Annotated in this window: 20 protein-coding genes and 2 pseudogenes; 11 read left to right on the top strand and 11 right to left on the bottom strand. The window is 46.8% G+C overall.

Going from position 1 to position 26,578, the window contains the following annotated elements; all coding sequences use genetic code 11:
- The 4 genes from J7439_RS22095 to J7439_RS22085 form a co-directional block, all read right to left on the bottom strand.
- On the bottom strand, positions 1–236 hold a 236-nt coding region (locus J7439_RS22095), incomplete at its 3' end, for a hypothetical protein (RefSeq protein ID WP_209204200.1).
- A gap of 161 nt (positions 237–397) precedes the next feature.
- Entirely contained in the window at positions 398–526 is a 129-nt protein-coding gene (locus J7439_RS26700; RefSeq protein ID WP_286198479.1) for a hypothetical protein, read from the bottom strand.
- Between the two features lie 22 nt (positions 527–548).
- Positions 549–812: a hypothetical protein gene (locus tag J7439_RS22090; RefSeq protein WP_209204198.1), complete on the bottom strand. Its 264-nt coding sequence runs from the start codon at positions 810–812 to the stop codon at positions 549–551.
- Between the two features lie 163 nt (positions 813–975).
- Positions 976–1,404 carry a transposase gene (locus J7439_RS22085; RefSeq protein WP_353623103.1) on the bottom strand — a complete coding sequence of 143 codons (429 nt, stop codon included), beginning with the start codon at positions 1,402–1,404 and terminating at the stop codon, positions 976–978.
- A 667-nt stretch (positions 1,405–2,071) separates the two neighbouring features.
- On the opposite strand from J7439_RS22085, the gene J7439_RS22080 reads away from it, so the two are divergent.
- Together J7439_RS22080 and J7439_RS22075 are read left to right on the top strand one after the other, a co-directional pair.
- Entirely contained in the window at positions 2,072–3,319 is a 1,248-nt protein-coding gene (locus J7439_RS22080; protein ID WP_209204195.1) for a hypothetical protein, read from the top strand.
- Between the two features lie 227 nt (positions 3,320–3,546).
- Positions 3,547–5,757 (top strand): TonB-dependent hemoglobin/transferrin/lactoferrin family receptor, encoded by a 2,211-nt coding sequence (locus J7439_RS22075; RefSeq protein ID WP_209204193.1) that lies wholly within the window; start codon positions 3,547–3,549, stop codon positions 5,755–5,757.
- A gap of 105 nt (positions 5,758–5,862) precedes the next feature.
- Here J7439_RS22075 and J7439_RS22070 read toward each other — a convergent pair whose 3' ends face one another.
- Positions 5,863–6,291, bottom strand: a complete 429-nt coding sequence (locus J7439_RS22070) for a YgjV family protein (protein ID WP_209204191.1) — start codon at positions 6,289–6,291, stop codon at positions 5,863–5,865.
- A 188-nt stretch (positions 6,292–6,479) separates the two neighbouring features.
- Between J7439_RS22070 and J7439_RS22065 the strand changes: the two genes are divergently transcribed.
- The 3 genes from J7439_RS22065 (at position 6,480) to J7439_RS22055 (ending at position 10,583) form a co-directional block, all read left to right on the top strand.
- Positions 6,480–7,460: a TRAP transporter substrate-binding protein gene (locus J7439_RS22065; protein ID WP_209204189.1), complete on the top strand. Its 981-nt coding sequence runs from the start codon at positions 6,480–6,482 to the stop codon at positions 7,458–7,460.
- Positions 7,461–7,656: 196 nt separating this feature from the next.
- Complete coding sequence (uxaC, locus tag J7439_RS22060; protein WP_209204187.1) at positions 7,657–9,078, top strand: glucuronate isomerase; 1,422 nt, start codon at positions 7,657–7,659, stop codon at positions 9,076–9,078.
- A 26-nt stretch (positions 9,079–9,104) separates the two neighbouring features.
- A complete protein-coding gene (locus tag J7439_RS22055) occupies positions 9,105–10,583 on the top strand; it encodes a mannitol dehydrogenase family protein (protein WP_209204185.1) in 1,479 nt (492 codons plus the stop codon).
- A gap of 85 nt (positions 10,584–10,668) precedes the next feature.
- On the opposite strand, the gene J7439_RS22050 is transcribed toward J7439_RS22055, so the two are convergent.
- Complete coding sequence (locus J7439_RS22050; RefSeq protein WP_209204183.1) at positions 10,669–11,181, bottom strand: hypothetical protein; 513 nt, start codon at positions 11,179–11,181, stop codon at positions 10,669–10,671.
- Between the two features lie 364 nt (positions 11,182–11,545).
- Between J7439_RS22050 and J7439_RS22045 the strand changes: the two genes are divergently transcribed.
- The 3 genes from J7439_RS22045 (at position 11,546) to J7439_RS22035 (ending at position 15,935) form a co-directional block, all read left to right on the top strand.
- Positions 11,546–13,384, top strand: a complete 1,839-nt coding sequence (locus J7439_RS22045) for a hypothetical protein (RefSeq protein ID WP_209204181.1) — start codon at positions 11,546–11,548, stop codon at positions 13,382–13,384.
- A 32-nt stretch (positions 13,385–13,416) separates the two neighbouring features.
- Positions 13,417–13,914 (top strand): hypothetical protein, encoded by a 498-nt coding sequence (locus J7439_RS22040; protein ID WP_209204180.1) that lies wholly within the window; start codon positions 13,417–13,419, stop codon positions 13,912–13,914.
- A gap of 155 nt (positions 13,915–14,069) precedes the next feature.
- Positions 14,070–15,935, top strand: a complete 1,866-nt coding sequence (locus J7439_RS22035; protein ID WP_209204178.1) for a hypothetical protein — start codon at positions 14,070–14,072, stop codon at positions 15,933–15,935.
- A gap of 225 nt (positions 15,936–16,160) precedes the next feature.
- On the opposite strand, the gene J7439_RS22030 is transcribed toward J7439_RS22035, so the two are convergent.
- The 4 genes from J7439_RS22030 to J7439_RS22015 form a co-directional block, all read right to left on the bottom strand.
- Positions 16,161–16,742, bottom strand: a complete 582-nt coding sequence (locus tag J7439_RS22030; protein WP_146000082.1) for a coiled-coil domain-containing protein — start codon at positions 16,740–16,742, stop codon at positions 16,161–16,163.
- Between the two features lie 612 nt (positions 16,743–17,354).
- Positions 17,355–17,678: a hypothetical protein gene (locus J7439_RS22025; RefSeq protein ID WP_209204176.1), complete on the bottom strand. Its 324-nt coding sequence runs from the start codon at positions 17,676–17,678 to the stop codon at positions 17,355–17,357.
- A 226-nt stretch (positions 17,679–17,904) separates the two neighbouring features.
- Positions 17,905–20,979 carry a hypothetical protein gene (locus tag J7439_RS22020; protein WP_209204174.1) on the bottom strand — a complete coding sequence of 1,025 codons (3,075 nt, stop codon included), beginning with the start codon at positions 20,977–20,979 and terminating at the stop codon, positions 17,905–17,907.
- 80 nt (positions 20,980–21,059) lie between these two features.
- Positions 21,060–23,786, bottom strand: coding sequence for a hypothetical protein (locus tag J7439_RS22015; protein ID WP_209204172.1), 2,727 nt, complete (start codon positions 23,784–23,786; stop codon positions 21,060–21,062).
- Between the two features lie 237 nt (positions 23,787–24,023).
- Here J7439_RS22015 and J7439_RS22010 point away from each other — a divergent pair, with 237 nt between their 5' ends.
- The 3 genes and pseudogenes from J7439_RS22010 to J7439_RS22005 all read left to right on the top strand — a co-directional run bounded on the left by J7439_RS22010 (position 24,024) and on the right by J7439_RS22005 (position 25,933).
- Positions 24,024–24,386 (top strand): hypothetical protein, encoded by a 363-nt coding sequence (locus J7439_RS22010; protein WP_209204170.1) that lies wholly within the window; start codon positions 24,024–24,026, stop codon positions 24,384–24,386.
- Between the two features lie 306 nt (positions 24,387–24,692).
- Positions 24,693–24,989 (top strand): annotated as a pseudogene (locus tag J7439_RS27310) (transposase); the annotation flags it as partial.
- Positions 24,990–25,444: 455 nt separating this feature from the next.
- Entirely contained in the window at positions 25,445–25,933 is a 489-nt protein-coding gene (locus J7439_RS22005) for a hypothetical protein (RefSeq protein WP_209204168.1), read from the top strand.
- Between the two features lie 462 nt (positions 25,934–26,395).
- Here J7439_RS22005 and J7439_RS22000 read toward each other — a convergent pair.
- Positions 26,396–26,578: pseudogene (locus J7439_RS22000) on the bottom strand (transposase); the annotation flags it as partial.

Below are 26,578 nucleotides of genomic sequence, written 5' to 3'. Positions count from 1 at the left end.
AGGTGACTGCATGGTTTGTTTGGAGGTCCTCCCTGTTTCCAATTGGAGAATCGTTTGGGAATGACAACGATAGAGTACGACCTTGTCAGCCCGGTAAAGTTCCAGGCAACCGGTATCAGAGAAGCCTTACCTGTTTGGTCAGGCAGCCTGGCTGTGGGATGTGTTACTGGATAGCGCACCGCTGCAGCTACTCCAATACACGTCAACTGCCGCAGCCTGAAAACTGACGTATTCATAATTTCTGAAAACATAAGAGAGCCAGCAGCTTTCACTGCTAAGAAAAATCACTATCGCCACCCTGAAAATTCTGATTATCTTGCCAAATCATGATGTGTCAAAAGCTATCTTCTGTGCTTTAGCACCATGGGCAATGGCTTTAAACAAACTGTCCCAGCTATCAATCATTCACATGAGAAAGAAGATTGAGGGGAAAGTTATTGGCGTAGGGGAATTTATGAGTCGTGTTATTTTTCTCATCAACGATTTTGTGATGATGAACCAGGCCTTCGTCATAAAGGGCATTCATAGCCTCAATAAGCGACTAATGGTTACCATCCTTGGCCACGATGATAAAGTGCCAGCCATACTCTCTGATCAGAGAAATGGTCGTGTTTTGTTGCAGCAGTCATCACATCGGCAGGTTCCCGAATAAAAGAGGCCAGTACCATCAAAGGAAGCAGATAAAGATCTTTCAACTTGCCACATTGGAGTGCATAAGCTTGCAGAGCACCATTGCGCTGAACGACAGAAAACAATTCTTTAAACGGCTTCTTCAACTCAATTGGATTAACCGGGTCAACAACCTCTCTCATCCTTTTGTATCGGACGGGACTTTGCCGCCTTTTACGTGGTAGAGCTTTTCAAGATTATGGCAAAAAATTTCACCAAGCCGCTCTTCATCGAATCCTAATAGTGAACCGAACCTTCTGTATCTCAGGTGGCTGTAGTGCTTCAGGATTCATCGGGAATTGCTGTTTATACGGCTTCTTTAACCTTTTTTACATCGTCATGACGGATTGACCCCGTTGTCGCCTCCTTCACAAATTTTTTGATATTATGCGCCGTGCAAACCAGTGAAAACTCTGCTGCCATTTTCTCTTTTCCGAGAAGGCTGAAACCCCGGAATCCCGAATTTTTGATCTGCCCAAACGGTGGCTCTGCAATAACTTTACGACGTTCGTAAACTGATTTGGCTTCGGTGCTTTCCATTTTCTTATTCATAGCCTGCCGTGCAGATTCAAACCGGTCGGTGCGGATAACCCGGCCAGGCTCTTTTTTTGCACTACTGCATCTCGAACGATATGGACACTCTCTGCACACCTCTTTGTTGGCCCGGTAGCTCTTTCTTTTAGCCTTGCTCAAGGGGTTCGTGATCAGCCGTTCATTGGCCGGACAAACGAACACATCGGCTCAGCATCAAAGGCAAGCTCTGCGATAGATAAAATGTACCTTAGTACCATTTTTCCCCGCAGGAGTGCCTACTTACTCGCTTGTTGCTCAGGAGCAAAGCCAGGTTATGCATTACCCCGCAAGTACCTGGGAACTATTTTTCCAACTGGGTATCTAAAAGAAAGAATTATCTCAAGCCATAAACAGGAATTAAACCAGCGTATGGGCTTGTATCTCAACAGTTAATAATGGAAGTATCTGTATGAAAGATATGAACCCACCTTTGGTTTCCAAATTCAGCGTTGGCGTTTCAGATTCTACTGCCCCTTCTGACCGCCAGGCGGAGATTCGAAAGGAAGTGACCGCTTTCTTCAGGCAATGCTGTCTGGCTGACGTTCCCGGCTCCGGCTATTGCCAGTCCAAAACCCACCAGCATCAATGTGACCTGTCCGCATTCACCAATTGGGATCACTTCGTCCCCGCGCCAGTGAATGCCACTCTTTTCCACTTCCACCAGCGCGGGGGGGCTTCTGGCAGTAAAACCATCACGATAGAGCCAAGCAGGAACCCGACACTCGTACTCCGATCTGGGCCTCGGCCTCCCGTTCTAAGGCTTAGGGATCCGTCTGCGCCAGGCTCTGTACAGAGTCCTCCATCTGCCAGACCTGAGCATTCCTTGCCCGTGGAGGGTGCAGTAGGTGGCAGCAGAGCAGCCGAACTGCCATCAGGGAAAATCTTCCTGCTCGACCGGGTTAAAAAGCTGGCCAAAGAATCAGAACAAGTGGCTGACCAGCTGACTAAAGTCGATAAAGACTCCACTACAGGTGTTCAGCTGGAAGCAAGGCAGAAACGCATCAATGACAAAATAAACTCCTGTAAAAGCATCTATCAGAATAGTTACGGAAGGGACCTGCTAAAACAGTTTTTGCAGTGGCAAAAAGCAGTACGCAGTGCTCTGTGCAACGAAGATTCAACAAGCCCACAGACGTTTGATCAGCTGCAAAATCAGATAAGTGACCATCTCGAAGAGATAGAACACTTTTTGATCAAGGGCTATCACGACGAGTGCAATAGTCTCTTGCAACAACTGTACAAGGCAAAAGCCAGAAAGGAGGACAATGATCGCGCCACCTTTGTGCAGGATTTGATCAACTCCAACAATCCGGTAATGCCCAACTTTTTACAGGGTGGCGATGACCTGCACCTGTACCATTACTTTGAACATTTGAGACAGTACCTGGCAAGCCTGGAATACATTTTGACAATGCCTGATCTCAGTGCTGAGGACCAGCAACAGAACCGACTAAATATCATCACGACCACGGCAAAAGTGGAAAGAATCGCCGATAGTTTCGGAATTATTTCCCGTTACTCCCGCCTCCATAAGGACTCAGGTCACCTGTATCCTAACCAGCTTGCTGAAATGCAACAGATAATCAGAAAAGGCAAACGCCTCAGCTCCACAACCCCCTCACCCAGGGATCAGGAGCGCCGGGCACTGGTGGCAAAATTGAAACAGGAACGCCCTGAAGTCGCCATTGATGCCGAAGCCCTTTTGGATATGGATGAGGAGGATTTCCAGCTGGTGATGGCACTGCAAGGGCAAAAACCACTGACCGAAGCCCACCGGAAAACCCTGGAAAGAAATGGCTGGCAACAAACTGATCGTCACAATCTTGTGGTCAACCGAGGTCCTGAAAAGGTCCTCATCCTGATCAATGAAGACCGGTATCAGCTAATAGATAGTACAAGTGGTGACATCATCGGCACACTGACCCCTGATCGCTGGGAGCGAATCAAACAGCGCCTTGAAGATGAGGGGCGCAGCATCGATCAGGTTACCCGCCAGATGGTTATTGAGGATTTCATCCAATTCCCAATATCGTCCTATCAGTATCGCTGGAGTCATAACGTTTACGAAGACCAGTAAATGATCTCGTGGTTCCAGTAGGAATGCCTGCCGGGTCAGTCGTTAGTAAAATCAAACTTAATGATAATGATTTGCATTTGATATTTTTTATAATTATTATCCCGCCGTTGTTTATTCTCATTGCGTATTTTTTTCAGCATGAGAACCAAAAGAAGCAGGCGGTCATTGGCGACTGTCAGAAGGCAACTGGTGGCTGTCAAAGCCTACACTGGTACAGATTGAAATTCATGAAGTTTTCAAAAAATACGCTGGCGCTGGCTGTGATGGCGGCCACCGTTTCTCTTGCGCAAACCGCGCCTGTTCTGGCTGAAACTGCCTCAGAAAGCACCGATAAAAATTATCAGCCGACTCTGATGAATCAAGTGACTGTAACAGCCACACGTTCTGAAAAGCAGCTTAAAGATGTGTCTGGTGCTGTGACTGTTATAGACAGTGAGCAGTTGGAAAATGACATAGTACAGAACATCCGGGACATGGTGCGCTATGAGCCGGGAGTACAGGTGATTTCTGGTCGTGGTGGCCCTGATAGCTTCACTATTCGTGGTATGGGCGGTAATCGGGTGAAGATTACTGTGGATGGTGTTAACCAGGCTCAGCAGCTGGATGCCGGTGGTGACTTTTTACGTTCCCAGCGTAATTTCGTTGACGTAGAAACCTTGAAAGCGGTTGAAATTGTTAAGGGGCCTGCTTCCAGCTTGTACGGTAGTGATGCTATTGGTGGTATGGTCGCATTTCAGACCAAAGACCCCTCTGACTTACTTGCCCGTGGAGGCGATGACAGCTACGCCGGAGTAAAAGCAGGCTATTCCAGTGCCAACGAAGGTTTTACCGAGACTCTGTCTCTGGCCAATCGCACTGGCAAGCTCGAGACTATGGCAATCTACACCCGGCGCGACCACAAACAGATGGATACCCACAGCGGTGCTGATGTGGATGGCAATAATCGAGGTCAGGCTAACCCATCAGAAACTGGCCTTAATAACCTGCTGACTAAAGCTAAATATCAGATTAACGACAGCCATCGTGTTGGTTTGACTGGTGAGATTTTTCAGTCCAAAACTGATGTTGAACTGAAAACCCTGAACCCGTCCACGACCAAAGGTAAGGATGAGAACACCCGTTATCGTATTGGTTTTGAGCACCAGTGGGATGCCGGTCTGGCTCTGTTCGATAGCCTCGACTGGCAGATCAACTGGCAGCAGAGTAAAAGTACGATGATAACTGATCGTCCAGCCTACGTTTTTCCGGGAATGGATCCCTTCCCCCACCGGGAAATGGATTACAACTACGAAGAGCGCGCTATTCTCGCTGGTGCCCAGTTTAATAAGAATCTGCTGTTGGCTGATCTGGAGCATAATCTGATCTATGGATTTAATGCCAGTTACACAAAAGTGGATAACAGCAATACAGAGCACAACCTGGAGACTGGTGTTACTCAGGCTAAGGACTATATGCCAAAAACAGCAGCGACCAAATTGGGTCTGTTTATTCAGGACGATGTACAAATGACTGATCGTCTGAACCTGACTGCTGGTGTGCGCTACGACAAGTACAAGTTTGACCCGGACGGTATGATGGGCAGCACTGCCAATCCAAAACCGGCCTATTCCAGCGATGGCAGTAAAGTGACTGGACGATTAGGCACAGTTTATGACCTGACCAATGATCTTGCCCTGTTTGCCCAGTTCAGCCAGGGCTTCAAAGCTCCTGCTTACACCGATATGTATTATGCCTATGGAATGGGTGTGATTGTTGAAGCCAATCCTGACCTCAAGCCGGAAGAGAGTAACTCCTTTGAGCTCGGTCTGCGTGGTGAACACCAACTGGGCAGCTATGAAGTGACTGGTTTCCTGAACAAGTACAAGAACTTCATTGAGCAGGATATGATTGGCAAAGATCCTGTTACTGGCAAGGATATTTACCAGAATCGCAATATCGGCAAGACAGATATCAAGGGGATTGAGTTGCGTAGTGAACTCTGGTTAGACGTCGCTATCAATGCACCTGAAGGTACTACTCTGCGCAGCTCCGTGGCCTGGGCAGAAGGTAAGAACAAGTCTGACGATGAATATCTGAATACTGTTGCCCCGCTGAGCGCTGTGATCGGCCTGGGTTATGATGCTCCATCTGCATTATGGGGTGGTGAGCTGACCTGGACTCTGGTGAAGGGGAAGAGCGACGCCAAGGTGACGAATGTTGACCAGGGTACTGCCAAAGAGAAGGAGCAGTTCAACCCATCGGGATATGGCACTGTTGATTTGACGACTTACTACCAGCCTTCAGATAACCTGACCCTTCGGGCAGGCATGTTTAACATCACCGATAAAAAATACTGGCATCTCAATGATGTTCGTGGTCGTGCGACAGATTACGCGGGCCTGGACCGCTTTGCCCAGCCCGGCCGTAACTTCTCTGTCAGCGTGCAGTGGGATATTTAATCGTTCCGTTCACAAAGTCCCGGGGTTGTTGCGAAAAACAGCTTTCGCTCTGTCTTTTGCAACACCCCGGGTTCCCCATCGGAACGAGGAAAGCCGAGTTCCCTATTACGGCTTAACTTCCTGAATTACCGGTACTGATACAACAGATGCCTTATAAAGCTTATAAATGGTAATGCTATTAGTAACCACAAACGTTGCCTCAATCAGACTACCACCAATAGACCCTGTCAACAGGTTGTGCACCAGCCAGCAGCAAGAGTTCAAAAGGATCAGTGATCGTAATCGAATACCACGGGTGGAAAACAGGGCCCAGGTGGCAATAACCGAACCGATAATAGTGGGCACTTCATACCACTGCTCGACATTGGGCAGTGTCAGGCCGATCAGCAAAACGATGAACATGGCCATCAGGATTTTTGACTGACTTTTTACCGATGCGTAACTGCGCAGGCTATTAATAACCGCACCTATTGCCGCAACGGTTGCCCCCATCAGAACAAAGTGCAGTGCCATCACCAGGCTGAAGGCAGTCATTTGATATTGGTCAAACTATTTGAAAATATCACAGAGATTTACAACTTCTGTCTTTTACTGGATGGTCCGACTGAGATAGCCTACCGCACATTGGTATAACAAGTGGGTTGGAGCCAGTCAGGCTCAATCTTGATTCCGGCAGGCTTCCCGCCCTTATTTCTTAAAAACAGCAAGAAAGGTTATCTCAAATGGCAATCAATAAGCTGGTTAGTAGTATCGTTGCTACTGCAGTACTGGCCTGCAGTGCTTCCGTATCTGCCGCCACCCTGAAGCTGAGTCATAACCATGACCGGAATCATCCGGTGCATGAAGCTATGCAGTTCATGGCCAAGCGTGCCAAAGAACTCAGCGGAGGCTCCCTGAATGTGCGTATCTATCCTGATGCCACCCTGGGTTCACAGCGTGAGTCCACAGAGCTGTTGCAAATTGGTGCCCTGGATATGGTGAAGTCCAATGCCAGTGAGCTTGAGTCTTTTGAACCCTCCTACTCTGCGTTCAATATGCCTTACCTGTTCCGGGATAGAGATCACTTTTATCAGGTGACCATGGGTGCCATCGGTGAAAAGATTCTGGCTTCTTCCGAAGATAAAGGCTTTATCGGGCTGACGTATTACGATGCCGGTTCCCGTAACTTCTATGCCGCCAAGCCCATTCAGTCCCCTGCGGACCTGAAAGGTATGAAAGTACGTGTTCAGCCAAGCCCGACAGCGGTGAGTATGGTTGAGCATATGGGAGCATCCCCGACCCCGCTGGCTTACGGTGAGCTGTATACCGCACTGGATCAGGGTGTTGTGGATTCTGCAGAAAACAATATCACCTCTTTTGTGACCAGCCGTCACGGTGAAGTGGCCAAAAAGTTCAGTTTCAGTGAACACGCCATGATCCCGGACGTACTGGTGATCAGCAAGATTACCTGGGACAAGCTGAGTGCTGACGAACAGACCGCACTGAAGCAGGCTGCCCGTGAATCTTCCATGGAGATGAAAGAGCTGTGGGCCGCTGCAGAAGACAAGAACCGCAAATACGCAGAAGAGAAAATGGGTGTTACCTTCATGTCTATTGACAAGACACCTTTCGTGAAATCTGTTGAGCCGATGTACGTAGCACTGAAGAAAAACAATGCAGAGCTGTCCGTTATTGTTGAAGAAATTCGCAACACGGGCGTTTGATTCGCTTTCTTCCACCGAAAAAAGGACCGCCATACGGCGGTCCTTTTTTTACCAAGTTGATGTCGTTTGTAAAACTGCACTTAAATCAAAACCATACCGTCCTTTCCTGAAAAAGGATGATCCAATTTTTCGTTTTGGTATAACAGTTTTGCGAAGGTATGTTTGTCACTAACCCATCGATCAGTCAGCAGCCGTTATGTCATCTGAAGCCTATTCGCTACACCCCGACCGCCTTTTTGATGCTGATAGCAGCATTCGCAGCGTAGCTCGTGCCCTGTATCAGGAAATAAGACATCTGCCCATTGTCAGCCCCCACGGTCATACTGATCCGTCCTGGTTTGCTGACAATAAGCCTTTTGGTAATCCGGCGGCTCTGCTGCTCCAGCCTGATCACTACGCTTTTCGTATGCTCTATAGCCAGGGCATTACCCTGGAAAGCCTGGGTATCCCTGCCAAAGATCCAATGACTGAGGTAGAACAGGATCCACGCAAAGCCTGGCAGGTTTTTGCCGATCACTACCATCTGTTCCGTGGCACGCCAAGCCGTATGTGGATGGATCATGCCATGACCGAAGTGCTGGGTGTTGATCAGCCACTGAACAGTAAAAACGCCCGGTCAATTTACGAACATATCGATGCACAGCTGAAAACCGACACTTTCCTGCCACGCCGTCTCTATGAACGATTCAATATTGACGTTCTGGCTACCACCGAAACTGCAGTGGACACGCTGGAGAGTCACCTGCGTATTAACGACAGTGGTTGGAAAGGCCGGGTGATTACGACGTTCCGTCCCGACTCGGTAACAGATCCTGAGCATCCGGATTTTGCCGCGCATATGGCGCTGCTGGCGGAACAGACCAGCGAGGATATTCATAACTGGTCAAACTATCTCAACGCCCTGCGTAAGCGTCGTGCTTTCTTTAAAAGCACCGGCGCAACCGCAACAGACCATAGTTACCCGACGCCTTATACCACGGTGTTAACCGATGAGGTGTGCCAGAATCTGCTGACCAGGGCACTGGCAGGCACCATTACCGGACAGGAAGCCGATCAGTTCCGTGGCCATATGCTGGTGGAAATGGCCCGCATGTCCCAGGATGATGGTCTGGTGATGCAGATTCATTGTGGTGTGTTCCGTAACCATAACCAGTCACTGTTCAAGCGCTTTGGTGCAGATAAAGGTGCGGATATTCCGCTGAAAGCTGAATTTGTCCACAACCTTCGCCCGTTGCTGAATGAAGTGGGCAATGACCCGAATCTGACCATCATCCTCTTCACGCTTGATGAAGATGTGTATGCCCGGGAACTGGCACCACTGGCAGGGCATTACCCGGCACTGAAGCTGGGACCTGCCTGGTGGTTCCATGACAGCCCGGAAGGCATGATGCGTTACCGCCGGATGGTGACGGAAACCGCTGGTTTCTATAATACCGTTGGTTTTAACGACGATACCCGTGCATTTCTGAGTATTCCGGCCCGTCACGATGTTGCCCGTCGTGTGGATTGTAACTTCCTGGCATCTCTGGTGTGTGTGCACCGCATAACCGAAGAAGAAGCCTTTGACCTGGCCCTTGAGCTGACCAGTGGGCTGGCCAAAAAAGCTTATCGCCTGTAATAGCATTAACAACCAGAGATGCTTCAATGATTAATAAAAAGCTGCAACACGAAAAAATCGTAGCCAATGGCTACGACGGTACCGAGCTGACCGCCGGTATTGTTCATATTGGCCTGGGTGCTTTCCACCGTGCTCACCAGGCGCTGTACACCCATGAAACCATCGCCGCTACCGGGGCGTTCCACTGGGGAATCTGTGCAGCCAACATTTTTGGCGGCCAGGAGCTGGTTCAGGACCTGCAGGAGCAGGACAACGCTTACACCGTTACCGAGATGAATCCGGACGGCTCCCGTACAGTAAAACTGGCCACGGCCATCGCCCGGTCACTGGCCGTTGAAGAAGACCGCAGGCCGTTGCTGGAAATTATGTCGGCAGAGACCACACGCATTGTCTCTCTCACCATTACCGAGAAGGGCTACTGCCTGAACCCGGCAACCGGCGAACTGATGATCGACAACCCGCTGATCGCCCATGACCTGGAAAATACCCATAACCCGAAGACGGCACTGGGCGTGATTGTTGCGGCACTGGGGCAGCGTAAGGCTAAGGGTCGACTGCCCTTTACGGTATTAAGCTGTGACAACGTACCCGACAATGGCAAACGTGCCCGGGCAGCGGTCATTCAGATGGCAGAGGCGATGGATAAAGAGCTGGCCGCCTGGATTCGTGAACACGTGGCTTTCCCATGCACCATGGTTGATCGCATTGTACCGGCCATGACGGAAGAGAGCTTTGCCGATGTCCAGTCTTACCTGGGCTTTGCCGACAAAGGTGCCATTGTTACCGAAGCCTATCGGCAGTGGGTGATTGAAGATCACTTCACCATGGGGCGTCCTGAATGGGACAAGATCGACGGCGCGATGTTTGTATCCGATGTTCAGCCGTACGAAGAGATGAAGCTGCGTATGCTCAATGGCAGTCACTCGATTCTTGCTTACCTTGGCTACCTCGCCGGTTATGAGACCATTGACGCCTGCATGCAGGACGAACAGTTCGTGAAAGTGACCCGTCACTATATGAACCATGAAGCGGCGGTCACCCTGGAAATGCCAGAACCCACCGACTTTGCCAGCTACGCCGAGAAACTGATTGAGCGCTTCAGCAACCCGGGCCTGAAACACAGAACCTGGCAGATTGCCATGGATGGTTCCCAGAAAGTGCCGCAGCGCTGGTTGAATGCCACAAGAACACTGCTGGCGGAAGAGAAATCGCTGGCGGCTATTGCCCTGGGCATTGGTGGCTGGATGCACTATGTCTCCGGCACGGATGAGCAGGGTAATGGGATTGATGTCCGTGACCCGATGGCCGAGCAGCTGAAGGCCGTTGCCATTGCCCATCAGAGTGAGCCTGCGCAGCTGGTTAAGGCTTTCCTGGCACTGGATGCGGTGTTCGACCCTGCCCTGGCGGCCAATGAGCACTTTGTTGCAGCGGTAACCGACGCCTACAACACCATTCGTGAGCAGGGTGCCAAACAGGCCGTAGCTTTGCTGGCTGAGCGTATTTAAACGACCTGTTTGAGCCGCTATCGGAAGATATCAAGAAGCGCACCGGTGACTATCAGCGTCAGTGAGAAATGCTTCGTTCCACTGCCTATTCAACAGACGTCGATTTCATCTTTTCTAACGTTCTAATATACGACTGCAGCGTATTCAGTAACGTTGATGACTCCAGATAGAGGGCATGGCTGTCAGAATTCCCGTTCTGTGGTCCTGTCTCTGTCTGGCTATGTGCGTTGAACAGATCTTTTGTCTCTTTCTCAAGGGCTTTGTGCAAACCTTCCAGCAGGTGAAGGGTGTCTGTGATGCGGTTAGCGTGTTGTTGCCTTTCATCTTGAGCAGAAGGGTGAGTATCTTGCAGGCGGTGAATAAGATCAGAGGCGTAGTCGACACCTTGTTTCAGTGGCTGTAATGCTTCTGTCAGATTGGCTGGTTTCTGGCTGACCAGCCTCTCTGCCAGAGGCTTTACTTGCGGACGGGTGAAATCTGCACTGGACAGTAAAGTCCGCTTTACCTCCTGCTGAGAGATGATGCTTCGGTTCTTTATCCCGGACATTGCCTGTTCGTTTTGTCGGGTAGAGCCGTTACCGTGGCTGTCCTTGTCCATGATGCGTTAATCCTGAATCCGATAAAGGTATTTTGCTACCGTGTTATCGGCTACTTCCGAAATAACCAGAATTTACAGGATATGGTCGTACAGAATTCGATAGTACTACCGCCTGATTCTGAAGGGTACAAAACTGTTATTGTCAGGTGTACGTCAGAAACAACGTTTTATACACAAAAAAACTTGAGCTTTTGCTTGTTATAGCTATTTTCACACTGTGGAATTTTGACTTCTGGTGTTGTTGATTTCAAAAAAATGTCATTTCTGAAATTACTTTTTACTTGGCCTTTTGCTGTCTTTGGTCGCTATTCCTGTTTTAAAAATAAATTGAGATGTTATCGGTATGATAGAATCAGGGTTTCCTTTGAGCCTTAAAACTCAGTTACCAGACAATGCTGTTTCATTAGCACCAATTGCACAGTTAAATGGCGAAGAACATGTCTTACAGCAGTTTGCTGATAAACTGCCCCATCAAATCGCGGTTGAACTCAGACAGAAAGATACCCTGCGCGGAATGGAAATGAAAGGTAGGCCGGGAAGCAATATTGAAAGCATGGCAGACAAATTAAAAGAAGGTCCGGTCAGCTTTATTATTCAATCAAAAGACCAAAATAATACCCCCGATGAATTAACGATTACCTGTTTTTTAAATAAGCCAAAACCGGGTTGCTTTATCTGCAGAAATGATGAAAACATCATGATTAATGTAAGAAACACGTCAGGTGATGTTTATGAAAGTGTGGCGAATGGTTTCTGGATAAGTGGTGAGGAGGAAGGTGAGTCGGGGGAAATTCACTGTCTTCTTGATTTCGGAGAGCGGCGGGTTATGGATTATCAACTGACGACATCAGAATCAACTGGTTCACCGGCTGGCAACTATCAGGTGGTTGATTCAACACTGCAGGTAAACGACTATGTTATTCCGGCAGTGACCCATCTGGAACGTGCCAGTCATGATGGTGGTCGTTATGGTACACACAATGCTGTTTTTGCCAACGGAGCCGCTATTCCGGCGGCACTGTTTGAACACGACTTTGACCATTGGAACAGCCCGCCGGAAGCCTGCCGCATGTTGTTCAGAAGTTTGGGGGGTGCTCTGAGCCATGCCTCGAAAAACCCGGAGCTTGACCTGAGAACATTTTTGCATGTCTTTATCACTACCTGTATTGGCTCCGGACTGATTCTGGGAGGGGATGAAGCCGCAGCGGCAATACAAACAGCCAGGGGGTTCCCCAGTATCAGTGTTATCGGAACCCCGTCGGATAACCCGGTATTGGAAAGGTACAAATATGCCGGTATCACGCTCAGCCTGGCCAGTTTCTTCGGTTTTCAGACCACTAAGAATGCCTTGGGAGTCAGTAGCCAATTTATTGAAAATCCCGCTGAGAAACGCTGCTTAAGTGCGAAAATGTGGGTGATGGAGGTTTTCGGCAGTCAAATTCTGTCGATGCTTATCATTGCTTCCGCCATTGCCGGGGGAGAGTATTTTATTACCGGTAGTACCGGACAAAGTAATCCTCGAAAGCTGTTTACTGACCTGCTTTTAGCACAGACGATTGTTCTTGGTCTGGGTGCTGCCGTGCAGTCCAGGATGATTGACAAAGGTGTGTCTCCGGCCAAGACATGGTTGTTTTTTGTCCTCTTTCGGTTAGCCATATTCAGGAGTGCTGCCCTTGGGGTTCAGGTGATGACCGATCACCTGTTTGCTGATGGCGTTAAACCGGGGAAAATTCAGAGTATTGTGATAGCCAATGTCATTAATGAGCTGATGATCACGATTTTGAGTGGAATGTCTTATCTTTCCGGAAGATCAAAAGCCACGGACGGTTCAGAAGAGCAGCTGATGGCCTATGAACAGGATATCCGGGAGTCGGCAACGGAGTCCGAATCAGCCAAAGGTCTTGACACTTACGCTGATGATCATCAAATTTCTGTCCATCCATTGAACCGGTTTCGGTTGAATTTAAGCCGATCCATTGATGCTGCGCCGAAAACGCTCTGGGGTAAAGTGGCTCATTACTGTTTGCATCGGGATCCGCAGGGCGTGCTGTCTCAAGTGGTCACCAGTCCATTTCTCAGTGCTCTCTCTGGTCAGTCAGACGCTGAATACCGCGATGTTTTGAAGTTGCATCAAGCGTTATTAAAAGATCGTTCAGTGTCCTTGCCAGTTAATAAACCTGAAGCCAGTGGGCTACCGGTATAATCTGATGCTGCTAACAGAGGCGATGATTGATCATGGATTACGATGATTATTTTCAGGGAAAGTATTTTTCACTGTTCCGGGAAAGCCAGGGTCTTACCGAGGATGATCTTGCCGTATCAGAAACCGACACCGTTAACGAAAGAGAGCTTAAGCAGTTTATTAAAGACAATTACCTGAACCGAGAAGCAGAACCCATATCCGGCAAAAATGATCCCTGCGACATTGATGAAGAGATGAGTCAGGTGAAGCGACTGTTAACAGGATTGCTTGAGTCGGGGGAGATCGACCGGGAAATTGTCCTTGAGGCGCTCAGTTATGGACTGACAGAAATGGTGGATTTTCTTCACCACGAACCGGATCATCACTATTCGTTCAGTGAGCAGGAGAAGGCTGAATTGCACAGTATGATGAAGACGGTTCTGCAAAAGACAGAAACAGAGGAACATCAGGCCATTTGTGAATCCCTGTTCCCGGACATGGTCAACTATCTTGAGTCCGTGGTGGCTAAAATCAGGACACCAAGGTTCTGACAAGAAGCAAAGCCCTCTTCTGATTCCTGCTTAAAATTTTATTTATGATTTTGTATTTTTGTTTCACTATCGCTTATGTCATGAACTGCATAATAGGATAAGTCATTTGTCGTGCAGAATTATTATCTTTAAAAATAAATTGAGGCGTTATTGGTATGATTGAATCAGGGTCTTCTTTGAGTCTGAGAACTCAGTTCCAGCACAATGATTTTTCATTAACACCGATCAATACTTCCGATGAAGTAGAGTCCATCCCACAGCAGGTTACTGACCAACTGCCCCATCAAATTGCGGTCGAACTCAGACAGAAAGATACTCTGCCCGGGATGGAAATGATAGAAAGGTCGGGAAGTAAGGTTGAAAGCATGGCCGAAAAATTAAAAGAAGGTCCAGTCAGCTTTATTATTCAATCAAAGGGCCAAAATAATACCCCCGATGAATTAGCGATTACCTGTTCCTTAAATATGCCAAAGCCGGGTTGCTTTATCTGTAAAGGTGATAAAACCATCATGGTCAATGTGAAAAACAGTTCAGGTGATACTGATGCAACAGCGGTGGGCGGTTTCTGGGTGAGTGATGACCAGGGATGTGAGGCGGAGAATATTCACTGCGTTCTTGATTTCGGGGAGCGGCGGGTTATGGATTATCAACTGGCGAAATCAGCGGCAGGCGATTCCCGGAGTGACCGCTATCAGGTGGTTGATTCAACACTGCAGGTAAACGACTTTATTATTCCTGCAGTGACCCATCTGGAACCTGCCACTCATGATGATGGCCGTTATGGTACACACAATGCTGTTTTTGCCAATGGAGCCGCGATTCCGGCGGCACTGTTTGAACACGATTTTGACCATTGGAACAGTCCGCCGGAAGCCTACAGAATGTTGTTCAGAAGTTTGGGTGGTGCCTTGAGCCATGCCTCGAAAAATCCGGAGCCAGACCTCAGAACATTCTTGCATGCCTTTATCACTACCTGTATTGGCTCCGGACTGTTTCTGGGAGGGGATGAAGTGGCTGCGGCAGTACAGACGGCTTGGGGTTACCCCAGTACCAGTTTTCTCGGAACCCCGTCGGACAACCCGGTATTGGAAAGGTTTAAATATGCCGGTGTCATTCTCAGTCTGTTCAGTTTTTTCGGTTTTCAGAGCACTAAGAATGCCTTGGGAATCAGTAGTCAATTTATTGAAAACCCCGCTGAGAAACGCCGCTTAAGTGTGAAAATGTGGGTGATTGAACTTTTTGGCAGTCAGGTTTTGACAATGCTTACCGTTGCCGCCTCCATTGCCGGGGGAGAGTATTTTGCTACCGGCAGTACTGAACAAAGTAACCCACGCAAACTGTTTACTGACTTGCTTTTAGCACATACCGTTGTTCTTGGTTTGGGCGCTGCCGTACAGTCCAGGCTTATTGACAAAGGCTTGTCTCCAACAAAGGCATGGCTATTTTTTGTGCTATTTCGATTAGCTATCTTCAGGGGCGCTACCCTGGGAGTACAGCTGATGACCGATCATCTGTTTGCCGATGGCGTTAAACCGGGGAAAATTCAGAGTATCGTGATAGCCAGTGTCATTAATGAACTGGTGATCACGATTTTGAGTGGGATGTCTTATCTTTCCGGAAGATCGAAACCCACTGATGGTTCAGAAGAGCAGTTGATGGCCTATGAGCAGGATATTAGTGGACCTGCACCAGAATCCGGATCAGTCTGTTTTCTTGAACTGAACACTTACGCTCATGATCAGCAAATTTCCGTCCATCCTTTAAACCTGTTCCGGTTGAATTTAAGTCGAGCCATTGATGCTGCGCCGAAAACGCTCTGGGGCAAAGTGGCTTATTACTGTTTGCATCGGAATCCGCGGGGAATGCTGTCCCTGGTCGTCACCAGTCCATTTATCAGCGCACTCTCTGGTCAGTCAGATGCTGAATACCGTGAAATTTTGAAGTTGCATCAGGCATTATTAAAAGATCGTTCAGTGTCCTTGCCAGTCAATCAACCTGAAGTCAGGGAGCTACCGGTATAATCTGATGCTTGTTGGCAGCGGCTAACGGAGGTGATGATTGATCATGTATTACGATCATTATTTTCAGGAAAAGTATTTTCCAGTTCCGGGCTAACCCGTCGCTTTGTTCCCAGGGGAGATCGGAGCCTTGTGGGTATATCAGTGACTGGCTGCACCCATGGTTGAACGAGGCAGGCCTCACCAAACCTGCCAGACGTTTTTACAAGGAGGGGTTTCAAAAGAGAATCACTTCTCTGGTAAACGGTGCTTGATCATTTGCCCCAGGGTGAGAATATCTTTTCGAACCTCTTTCACCTGACTCTCGACACCTTCAAGACGCTGATTAATGCCACCAAGCCACTCATTGGTACTGCTGAGACGCTCATTATTTTCATCCAGCCGTTCATTGGCTTCATCAAGGCGTTCGCTGTTTTCACCGAGGCGTTCATTGGTCTCGTTTAATCGCTCATAGGTTTCATCAACACGCTCATGGGTGCCATCAACCAGTTTGTTGGTTTCATCCAGCCGACCATTAATGGTGTCCAGATGCTCACTGATATCATCCAGAATTTTGTGGGTATTAGTCATTAACTCACTGGTGCGTTCAAAACCGGACAGCGTGGCCTGGGCCAGTTCGGAGACATCCTCTTTAACGCTGGTAACCTCTGCCTGAATACCGGACATATTGACCTTGACCCCAATGATCTCATGCTGGTTTTTCAATGCGATGTGTTTGATATCCGCCATCGCTTTTACCAGTCCATGAATTGTGTTGTAGAGGGACTGGTGTTGCTTCTCCAGCATCTCAACTCTTGTTTCTAGCGACATACAGCTACCTGTCTTTTGTTGTTACAAAGCCTTGTGTTAAACCATTTTGTAGTTAGACAGCCATGCAGCACCCATATTAGAAATTATGGAGAAAAAAAGTGCTATCTATCAACCCGGGATCCAGGTGATGGCTGTTCTAGGAGGCTGTCCGAGAATAGCGCCCGTCTAGGCGACCCCGTAGCGAGGACTACAGAAAATTGAGGATAAAAATTCGGTTTTGTGAGGTGAATAGCGGGGCTATTTGCCGAACAAAAGCGGATTTTTAGACCAATTTGCTGTCGCCGCAGTAGGGCAGTCTATTCTCGGACAGGCTCCTGGATAATAAGCTATGCACTGACTGCATGATCAGCATAGCAGAGCTTCAGAGTGTCATCGGTTTTATTGATGAGAGAAATAAAAAGAGGGGTTTATAGTGGAATGGTGGTTTGGATTAAATCGGACATGATGCTCCATTAAACCTGAATTATCAGGAAGCGGTTAACCTGACAACATCGAAGGTAAACAGTGTGTGGCGAGTGCACAGGTATCAGGCATTGCCACACTTTATAATAAAATGAAGAGGGGGGATCTTGACAATAAAGTAAGTGAACTTTTATAGCCTGTAGAAGATACTTAAGTTTCAGGAGCAGGTAGCATCGTCATTATCTGTTCAATGCTATTAACTATTTCAGGAGCCAGATGTTTAAATACCTCTGCATGGTCCCTTGCTGATGTCTTCTGGATAGCGCTCAATATTGAGTTACAAAGCATATTTTTTTCACTCTGAGTAAAAGAAAATGATTGCTTTTTGTTGTCACTCATGTGTGCAACCGTTTTGGTAATAACATCCGAGAGACTGTTAAGCAGTTCCTTTGTTTCAGCATCCTCAGGGTTTGCCTGTTTCGCAAACACCTGGTTTAATCGATTTACTTTTTCGGGTAAATCTGAAGGGTTCATCTTTTGACCTTTCTCCCTGTTAAGATTGCTGGTTTATTTTGCATAATTCAATAGCTCACGTTCATTGGCATGGAAAAACTACCCATTTTTAAATCTATAAGGTAGTACTGGTTTTATCAGTCGCTAAATACGTTTTTTTTATTTGGGTAATATGTTTTATCTCAGATAAATTATTGAACAGTTTTAATGATTTGGTCAACTACTTATGTACTTTATCTGGAGATCGTTAATCTTTTGTACTTTCATTGGGGACATAAGGGTAATTTGCTTCCATGGCCATGATTAGAGAAAAGGCATTTCGTGTGGCTTCCTGTCTTGCCTCTTTGCATTCTTTATGGATAGGCATTCCAGAACGGTAGATAAAACCATTTTCTATTCGTTCAGCTTTAACCTCGTTTGTCGTTTCATAAAGACGTTTATTGGTCAAATAAAGATCACCGCAGTAATGGCAACTCTGCTGATACTTTTTGAATCCGTCTTCCTCTACCTCTACATTTTTACGCAATTTCAGTCCCGCCAGTTGCTCGCTCAATCGCGTATCCAGACGTTCATACTCTTTGTCATCGAGAACAGCGAATGCCTTACCCGGTATCGTTCTGTTGTTGTCCACTTCCATTGGCTGTTCTGAATCCTCACTGGCTTGTGATGGTGATGGCTCTCGGGTTCTTTCATGAAATTTTTCCAGTACTGTGTTGATGATGGTTTGCTGATGTTCTTTGGAGGCAAAGTCAACAGGCTTTATCCACTTGCTTTCAGCAGGAAACAGTAGTTGCATCAGCTGAGCATACTGGTCTTTCTGGCTGGTAGAAATAAATTGCTGGATCTCTTTGATCCGTGATTGTAACTCTTCCCGTTCAGGCTCTGTCAGCTTGCTCAAAGAGTCCTTGCGGCGTAATAAATACACAAGCAGGGTCAGCTGATGGGCAACCACACTGAAGCCAGTCTGTGAGGCGTTAATGATCTTGTCCAGCGTGAGTTTTGCTTCATTATCCAAACCCTGTGCTGCACATTTCTCAGGATCTTTGGATTCACGCTCCATTACCCTGACCAGATATTCTATAAAAGCATTAATGATTAGCCTTGGCTCTAATGCATCGCGTTCCTGGCTACTGATACTGTCCATCTGGTTCCAGGCAGGCACCAGATAGTTGATTAAAAAAGCAAAGTCTTTCAGGTTATTCCTGGCCAGTGTTCCTGAAAATGCATGTATCATTAACCTCAGGTTTCGATACTTTCTATCGGCATATAACTCACTGATTTCGTGGTGTGTATTGATAGCATTCACCAGTAAATCCAGGAAGCATTGGGATGGGAGCCAGTCCTTGCCCTTTCTCAGTGCATCGACCATGGTCATGGTCATGGACTTCATGATGATGTTATTGGCATCACAGGCGGTGAGGGCGGCCCTATTGTAAGGCAGTTTCAATGTTTTGTGGGCAAAGTCAATCAGCTGTTTAATAACCGTGATTTTTTCATAAACCTGCATCTCCTTGTCCATAACCGGTAGCCAGGCATTGGCTGCAATTCCCCACTGCATGCCATCCCGATAACGCTGAGCGGTTTCAGGCGTCTCCGAGGAAATGGTTATATCGAACTGTGATGCCAGATTACTGGCTTTAGCCATGGTTTTAGTCGGTTTTAATAATGCTTTCCACTCCCTGGAATCATCCCAATCCCATTCATTAGATGGTTCTTTAATAAAAATAACCCCCAGCCTTTTTGTGTGTTTCCTGTTACGGTTTTTATTTTTGATGTCATTTTTTAAACTGGTAATTGCTTCGTTCAAATCATCATCGTTTTCAATTTTTTCTTGACCATAATACACATCGGTTAACTTATTTGAGTCACTTGTTATATAACGAAGCTTCATGCTCAATACTTCTTTTAACTCACTTAAGGTGAAGGCGTCTAACGGTTCAACTTTTGTTTTTTTTGATACAGATCTCAATTCAGTGCCAGAATAATTATATCCAGCAGGATATGATAGTAATTTGCCTTTACTATCACGATAGGTGATGAAAAATCGGTTTTTAGGGGTAGTATGAAATTCGGCGACCCTTCCTTGCGGATCAAGCTGTATCGGGTAAAAGTAGTCTGCTTTGTGTGGCGTGATAACCGTTTTTCCATTGCGTTCGAGCCTCATCATCACCTGATTTTTTACTGACAACTGATCTTTCCATTTGCCACTGGGTTCAATAACAATGGGGTCCGCCGGTACGCAGCCTGACAAATCCTCGGGGGAGTAGATCAGTATCCGTTCAGATATTTCGCCCTTGGAGCCTGCGTCAGGAAAGTCGTACGGTTTGGGCTCGATGAGGGAAAATTCCGGACGATCAAACTTTTTCCGGAGGATTATTTCCGGGTCAACATCGAATGACAGTGAACTGTTGCTACCTTTGGCCCGTTGGTTAACGGACGCGATCTCCTCTGCAATATGACACTTCAGATGTTTAAGCCCCTCGGACCCTGAATACTTTACTATATTTCTCCGATGATGCTTATTGAAATAAATCCTGGGGAGATCAATGGTTTTGGGATCTGGATAATTCATTGTGCGACCTGTTCCTTCCTCCCAGAAGTCGGTGTCCATAATGAGAAAATTCATCACATTCATCATTTGTTGCACCCGGTCAAAATTATAGCTGCTGTATTTTGCAGCATCTTTTCGTATCCAAAAATCCGGACAGGCAGAGTGCGGAATGGCCTGGGCAAGGCACAATTCTCCATCAAACAGATGAGCAACCGGCGGGGCCAATATGACTTTGATCGATGGTCCTTCATTGTGCTTATCAGTATTGCTGAAATCGAATTCAACCTTGTAGCACGCGCCTTCCCACCAGCCAAAAGGGGCAACAAATTCAGCAATCACTTTCATGGCATTGTCATCGGGAATGGTCAGGGCAAATTTGCCAGGATAGTGCTGGTCCATGTGGGATTGGATATGATCCCTGGCACGGCCTATCTCCAGTTGCAATCTTGCGCCATTCACACCTTGATTGAATCGCTTGAATGAAATTGCCCCGGAGCCCTCAGGGTAATCATAAGAAGGGGCTTCTGCTGTCGGGGTTAACTCTCTTTGCAGGGTATTGACAACCTCACAATTATTTACAGAGTAATCATTCAGGGAGAGTCTCTGATCAGGCTGCCCTTGATTCAACTGACCCAACTGATCCATTGGTTCATGGGTTGGCGGTATCCTGCGGATGTTGCTGGCATTTCTGCTGGCAGGTGAGCCAGCGGAATCGGCGTCAGAAATAGAAGCAATGGGACGTTTAGTCACCGGGGAATTAATGGAATACATGTTTACTTCCTTATTCTGTTGGTTAGAGTTATGAGGTTTATTGTTTAAAAGTTAACTGGAATTACATTGTTAAATAATTATTACAACCAGGCCACAAATGGTTTAAAGGGCTCTTGTGTCTTTTGGCCAGTTAAAACCATCTCCAGAGAATGAATCATAGTGTTAACCTGTTCTTTCTTTTGGTTCAGTCTGTCTAGCCGCTGTTTCTTTTCCAAAAGTTCGCGATCATGTTCACCCGTTTTCATCATTTCAATAACATCCATATCATCAAACTTGACAAGCTCTGGTGTTTCAATATAGAGAGCAGTAATTTTACGTTCCAGATTTTTAGGGATGACGTTAAATTCTTCCAATACGGATAATTGAACATCGTGGGGTTGAAAAGAGAGGAAAAATATCATCTGACGAAAAGCATAGGCAATATTTTTATGTTCCTGCAATCTTATCTTATCAGGATTGTCCGGGTTGTAGCGTATACATTTGATCACTATCCAGCGGGAAATCTTGTGGTTCAATGTCTTACCATTCTCACTCCTGAATAGTTCAGAGAAGTCTAATGTATTGGTCAAAGTAGTCAACGTGGCCAGGTTATGCGTGGTGATTATCTGTTGCCACTCAATGATCTTACCACTTTCGGAAGTTGCGTAATCCGCCCAATAGCGGCTTTTTTTGGTAATACCACTTTTTTGTTTGCAAAGATAATAAAGGGCATCCGGAGTTTGAAGATTCGCAATTTCCCCGTAATCAAGCCCGTAATATGTTTCATAAAGAGTTCCCTGCATCAGGCTGGCTGCCTGTTTGGCAGCCCTGAGGAATTTATCAGAGAATTTATGCATGAATATATCGGCTGCAAGCTCTTCAGTGAGTGGAGGCTCTACAGAGAGTTCTGGAAATTCTTCGATCATTTGACCCAATGATTTGATAAATCTATTGGGCAAAATGGTCTGGGGAAAATAGGTAAAGACTTGAGTCAACATATCAGCTAAAAGCTTTTCTGCGTTCTTGACTCTTTTGTCCCGGTCTAAGGGGGTGATTGCCTGTAAATGTTTTACCCAGGGCAGTTCATCCATCCGGACCTGATGTTGAAGATTCAGCAGAAGGACAGATCGTCGTTTGAAGAAAGCCCGTGTCACTTGTGCGAACAAGGCGGCCAGGTGAGGGTCAAGTATGCTGTCACTTTTGACAATGGCTACGATGTTCAGGTATTTGCTGGCCAGTACTTCAGCAGAGATGATATCGCCCCGTTCAAGCAGCTCAATCACTGGTTTTGACTCAATTGCTGCCAGTAATTTCTTTATCGGTTTGGGCAATCCTGTTGTGTCCATGTTCAGGTCCTGTGGTTTTACCTGAACACAGTCTTTTAATGGCTGTAGCTGATGGATCAGGGAGTGACCTGTGTGATATCTCTTTTGATATTGTTCAAGCCAGGCCTGGCGTTGGTTCAGCGCTTGCTGATACTGTTCAGTGCCAGGTAATCCCCGCTTGCGATGGATATCTGCCAGGGTTTTTCTCAGCGTGAACCGGATTTTTTGAAAACCTTCCGTAACGGAGGGGCACCGTTGTTCTGGCGGGTACGCCAGTAATATTTCCAGTGAACGTTGCAGAATCCGCTCACTGCCACATTTACGGGTAGTACGATACATCAATTCGGGGTGTTGCTCTGTTATCTGCTTTCTATCCGCCAGGTAGTGTGAGGCTTTTTCAAACCACTCTGGTGTGACTGTGGCCAGAGGCATGCCGCCGCACAGCTCACCTTCAGTGTTGTAATAAGGCAAATCCCCTTCTACTGTATCCTGGATCAGTGCCACAAGCCGATCCTTCAGTGGCAGCCACTGGTCAAATACCAAGGCATTTTTATCTAATCGCTGTCGGTTATTGGATTTATGTGCAGGGGCAGGGCCAAAGCGGTTGTCCAGTTGAGTCAGTACATCTGCCACACTTTTCATGGCCTCGTTCGTGTTTAATGGCAGGGGCTGTTCGACCGGTTCCGGGAAAAACCTGACCCTTCCCAGAAATGGGGAAATTGTTTCAATCAATTCTTCAGCCCTGTCATAGTGTCCTGACCGGTGAAGCGCCATCAGAATTAACATAACCCCTTCTTCGGGGGTGTTCACACGGTATTTTCCGCTTAGAAGCATGTTTTCGAGGTGGGAAGAATACGGTTCAGTAAACCAGATGCGGTTAAGTGATGACCTGATGTTTTCAAGATCATTGGGTTGATCGTTGGTTACTGATATTAATAATTGACCGGCCAGCTCCATTTGGTTAAATGCTGACCTGTTGTTTTCAAGATCATTGGGTTGATCGTAGTTTACTGGTATTCCTAACTGATCGGCCAGCTCCATTTCATAGCCACTCAGTGGCCCTCCGGCTGCCAGCCGCCCGGTGGGAAAGCCGCCGGTAATTACCACGGGTGTTAACCAAAGCGGGGTATTGGCAATCGGCGCTCTTGAGCCCGGGGTCAGGGTTCCGTTGATTGTGCCCTGGATAGTTTGCAGTAATTGCTCGATTTTCGATCTGGCACGGCTTCGGTCAACCGGGTCAACATGTTCCGATGTGGCCGTCCTTTCAGCTTTTAATAACAGACCGGAAAGGTAAGGAATGCCGATGGTACTTGAGATACTGTCGTATTGATTGAGGCTGGAGGCCTGTTGAGCCGCTGTATTATCTGGCGGGATTAATTGTCCTGAAGCCATGCCAGCATTGCTTATGGAGCTGCCATTGAAGGAGCCTGAGGATGTGATGAAATCGTCAACAATCTGGTCAGGATTTTGGTTTGAACAAGCAAATAATTCCGCAGGATTCATACAGACTCCGACTTAGTCAGGTGGTAACAGTAAGTAATTTCGATACGATCCACTGTTCTTTCTCAGGGCTTGGATTGAGCGTACACAATTAAGTTCCCTGATTTGTTGAACTACTTAAATACTCTTCAAAAAGCGCAACGATAAAGCAATGAGTGTTTTCGGTGTCGTTGGGAATTAAATCGATAAGGATGAACTGAAAAGCTATCCTGACGAAAAAACTCAACGGGTGTAAATCTGATGAATCGTTTATCAGAAACGTGTCGCTTTTCAGGTTCTGGTCACTGTGCCGATCAGGCAACAGCGATAGCAGTCAATCAGAAAGGTATCCTGTCAAAGTTTAAAGTTTCAGACGCAGGTAAAGATATTCTCGATGCCATTTTGCATTTCAAGCATAACAAGGCGGATATTCCTGCAGTTGCTGCTGTAGATGCCTATAAATCACTGAGTGATCGAGAAGTTGGGTTATTTGAAAATGTATTAGACAACTACCTGCCCCACTTTTTAAGTAAGCAAGACAATACCGTGACTCAACATCAACAGGATTTTTTTGTGAATTTTTCCCAGTATCAGTTGCTTTTGAAGTTAGAAAAAATGGTTTAGATAACCATTAAGTAGTTGGCCAAATGGAATCGTATATTTCTGGCTAAGTGGGCAGTCTATTCTCGAGCTATTCTCGGACAGCCTCCTAGGAGGCTGTCCGAGAATAGACTGCCCTACTGCGGCGGCAGCAAATTGGTCTAAAAATCCGCTTTTGTTCGGCAAATAGCTCCGCTATTCACCTCACAAAACCGAATTTTTATCCTCAATTTTCTGCCGTCCTCGCTACGGGCGCTATTCTCGGTCAGCCTCCTAGAGCAACGCAGGAGCAGTTGCCGGGAGTGACTGTCCACTTAGTCACAGAGCCAAGTTTATACCGATGAATACAATATCTATGATGGCCTTGAAAGTTGGGGCTTCAGACATAAAACGGTCTGTCATGGCAAAGGTGAATATGACCATGATGATGACAAAGACGTTATTTAGGAGGTTCATGTTAATACGATGGAGGGATTTTGCTCACTGCTACGCTCGTGGCTAAAACCTCACAGAGGAATATCTCAAGAGGCTTGACCCCTTTACCTTGTTTTTTTTGAGTTTTTTCATAATGTTGGCCGAATAGGTAAAAGCCTGCTTCAGCCCTTGGTCAACTTGCTGGTTACATAGCAGTCTGGAATTCGGAAAGAGCCATGAACTAATTCTGGTCTAACTGGTCAAACCTAATAAATTAACACATCCCTTACAGTTAAAAAAGGAATTAAATTTTGGATCCGTCTATCTCCGTACAGCTGAGCTGGCTAGAAAACATTCGTTACAACTACAACACTGCAGGATTGTGTAGCGCCCTGTTCGCTGTCTTCTGCTTCTCCGGAAAATCCAGAACCATCTCAGTGCAAGCGGTCCGGAATTATATCAAAACCTTTCCTGATTCCGGGCTGACACCGGCTATAGCCAGAAAAATTGACAGCAGGACGGTGACTCATAGTCCTACAGGCAACTTGCAAGTTCAGACTCCAACACCACGGCCTGACCCGGAAAGCACTCAGACACCACCCACTCAGGTAACAGCCCAGTCGTCATCCTGTAAACCGGCTGCCCCTGCCCCCAAAAAAGTTCGGTTTTTGACCCAGCCAGAGATTATTGTCCCAGTAAAATCACAGTCAGAGCCTTTGGTAACAAATACCCATAATCCGGGAAGAGAGAGGCAGGTTGCTAGCACAAGTGATCAAACAAATGCGTCCAGTTTGACCAGTGGACAGGCAGACACGAAACCAATAGACAGCGATCAATATCTCCACGATTTGTGTGTAAAAGCAGGCTTACCCTTGCGGGCCTGCCCCGAAGTGAATTTCGCACTCAATAGCATAGACGAACGGGGCGAATTTCCTCCATTGTCGGAGGCAGTAACCCTACTGAAGATGCCCTGTATGAAAAAGGGTTGGCAGGGCAATGACCAGGCTGTTGAGTACAATTCGATCGATTTGCCAAAATTAATGAGGTTTTCTATCGAATATAAAAACAAAGGCATAGTGAGAGCCATTAATGAAGCGAAAACCCATTTTCTTGAACTCATACCTATTGATCAACGCGATGTTCAGCATTCCAACTGACCTTAAAAGCCAAGACTGACTTCCTTTTCTGCTATTAGAAACAGTGGTTAACAAGAAGTAGATCAGCCATGCCAGTTGAACAGTTTATTACTACACGCGATGTTCGACTTAACCGTTTTCATTCTTGGATGGAGGTAAGTCCAATAAAAACACTAAATGCTGTACAAGAGCAATATTTCACTCTTTTTTAAGCTGCAGCGATCAGGCTTTCGAACTGAATCGGTGCCTTACCTGAACTGATATTGAGATATGAACCAATATTATTGGCATGTTTTCCTGGCAGCATGAAAAAGACTGCTCAGCAGTTTGATAACTTGTCGGCGGGGTTGAAAGCGGACTGGTCAGGAATAATAAATGATTTCAATCGGAAAATGCAGTGAATGGAACTTTTATGCAGCCTTTTGGTCTTAAATTATAGGAAGCAAATTTACTTCCATTGTTACATTAACGTGAGTTCGACGCTCATAAAGCCATAGGAACCCCTTCAGTCAGCACTGTTATATCAATATGGGGCTTCCTGGGTTGACGGGTATAAGCAATCAGCCCTGCTATCAGATTTACCGCAAAGTTGAATGGTGCCGAGTGTGCTCTATCTGAGAAATATTTTTCAATTGATCATTCACACTTTCAATCACTGCTCGTTTT

The sequence above is a fragment of the Salinisphaera sp. G21_0 genome, from assembly GCF_017744115.1.
GTDB lineage: Bacteria > Pseudomonadota > Gammaproteobacteria > Pseudomonadales > Endozoicomonadaceae > Endozoicomonas.
The sequence above is the reverse complement of the archived record's forward strand: the minus strand, read 5'-3'. Positions and strand labels throughout refer to the sequence as shown.

What these genes read in the sequence shown, in the direction of transcription:
- J7439_RS22090 (WP_209204198.1), bottom strand. Translation starts at nt 812, where the DNA reads ATGAGAGAGGTTGTTGACCCGGTTAATCCAATTGAGTTGAAGAAGCCG.
- J7439_RS26700 (WP_286198479.1), bottom strand. Translation starts at nt 526, where the DNA reads ATGAATGCCCTTTATGACGAAGGCCTGGTTCATCATCACAAAATCGTT.
- J7439_RS22030 (WP_146000082.1), bottom strand. Translation starts at nt 16,742, where the DNA reads ATGTCGCTAGAAACAAGAGTTGAGATGCTGGAGAAGCAACACCAGTCC.
- J7439_RS22040 (WP_209204180.1), top strand. Translation starts at nt 13,417, where the DNA reads ATGGATTACGATGATTATTTTCAGGGAAAGTATTTTTCACTGTTCCGG.
- J7439_RS22050 (WP_209204183.1), bottom strand. Translation starts at nt 11,181, where the DNA reads ATGGACAAGGACAGCCACGGTAACGGCTCTACCCGACAAAACGAACAG.
- J7439_RS22035 (WP_209204178.1), top strand. Translation starts at nt 14,070, where the DNA reads ATGATTGAATCAGGGTCTTCTTTGAGTCTGAGAACTCAGTTCCAGCAC.
- J7439_RS22070 (WP_209204191.1), bottom strand. Translation starts at nt 6,291, where the DNA reads ATGACTGCCTTCAGCCTGGTGATGGCACTGCACTTTGTTCTGATGGGG.
- J7439_RS22025 (WP_209204176.1), bottom strand. Translation starts at nt 17,678, where the DNA reads ATGAACCCTTCAGATTTACCCGAAAAAGTAAATCGATTAAACCAGGTG.
- J7439_RS22055 (WP_209204185.1), top strand. Translation starts at nt 9,105, where the DNA reads ATGATTAATAAAAAGCTGCAACACGAAAAAATCGTAGCCAATGGCTAC.
- J7439_RS22015 (WP_209204172.1), bottom strand. Translation starts at nt 23,786, where the DNA reads ATGAATCCTGCGGAATTATTTGCTTGTTCAAACCAAAATCCTGACCAG.
- uxaC (WP_209204187.1), top strand. Translation starts at nt 7,657, where the DNA reads ATGTCATCTGAAGCCTATTCGCTACACCCCGACCGCCTTTTTGATGCT.
- J7439_RS22065 (WP_209204189.1), top strand. Translation starts at nt 6,480, where the DNA reads ATGGCAATCAATAAGCTGGTTAGTAGTATCGTTGCTACTGCAGTACTG.
- J7439_RS22010 (WP_209204170.1), top strand. Translation starts at nt 24,024, where the DNA reads ATGAATCGTTTATCAGAAACGTGTCGCTTTTCAGGTTCTGGTCACTGT.
- J7439_RS22075 (WP_209204193.1), top strand. Translation starts at nt 3,547, where the DNA reads ATGAAGTTTTCAAAAAATACGCTGGCGCTGGCTGTGATGGCGGCCACC.
- J7439_RS22020 (WP_209204174.1), bottom strand. Translation starts at nt 20,979, where the DNA reads ATGTATTCCATTAATTCCCCGGTGACTAAACGTCCCATTGCTTCTATT.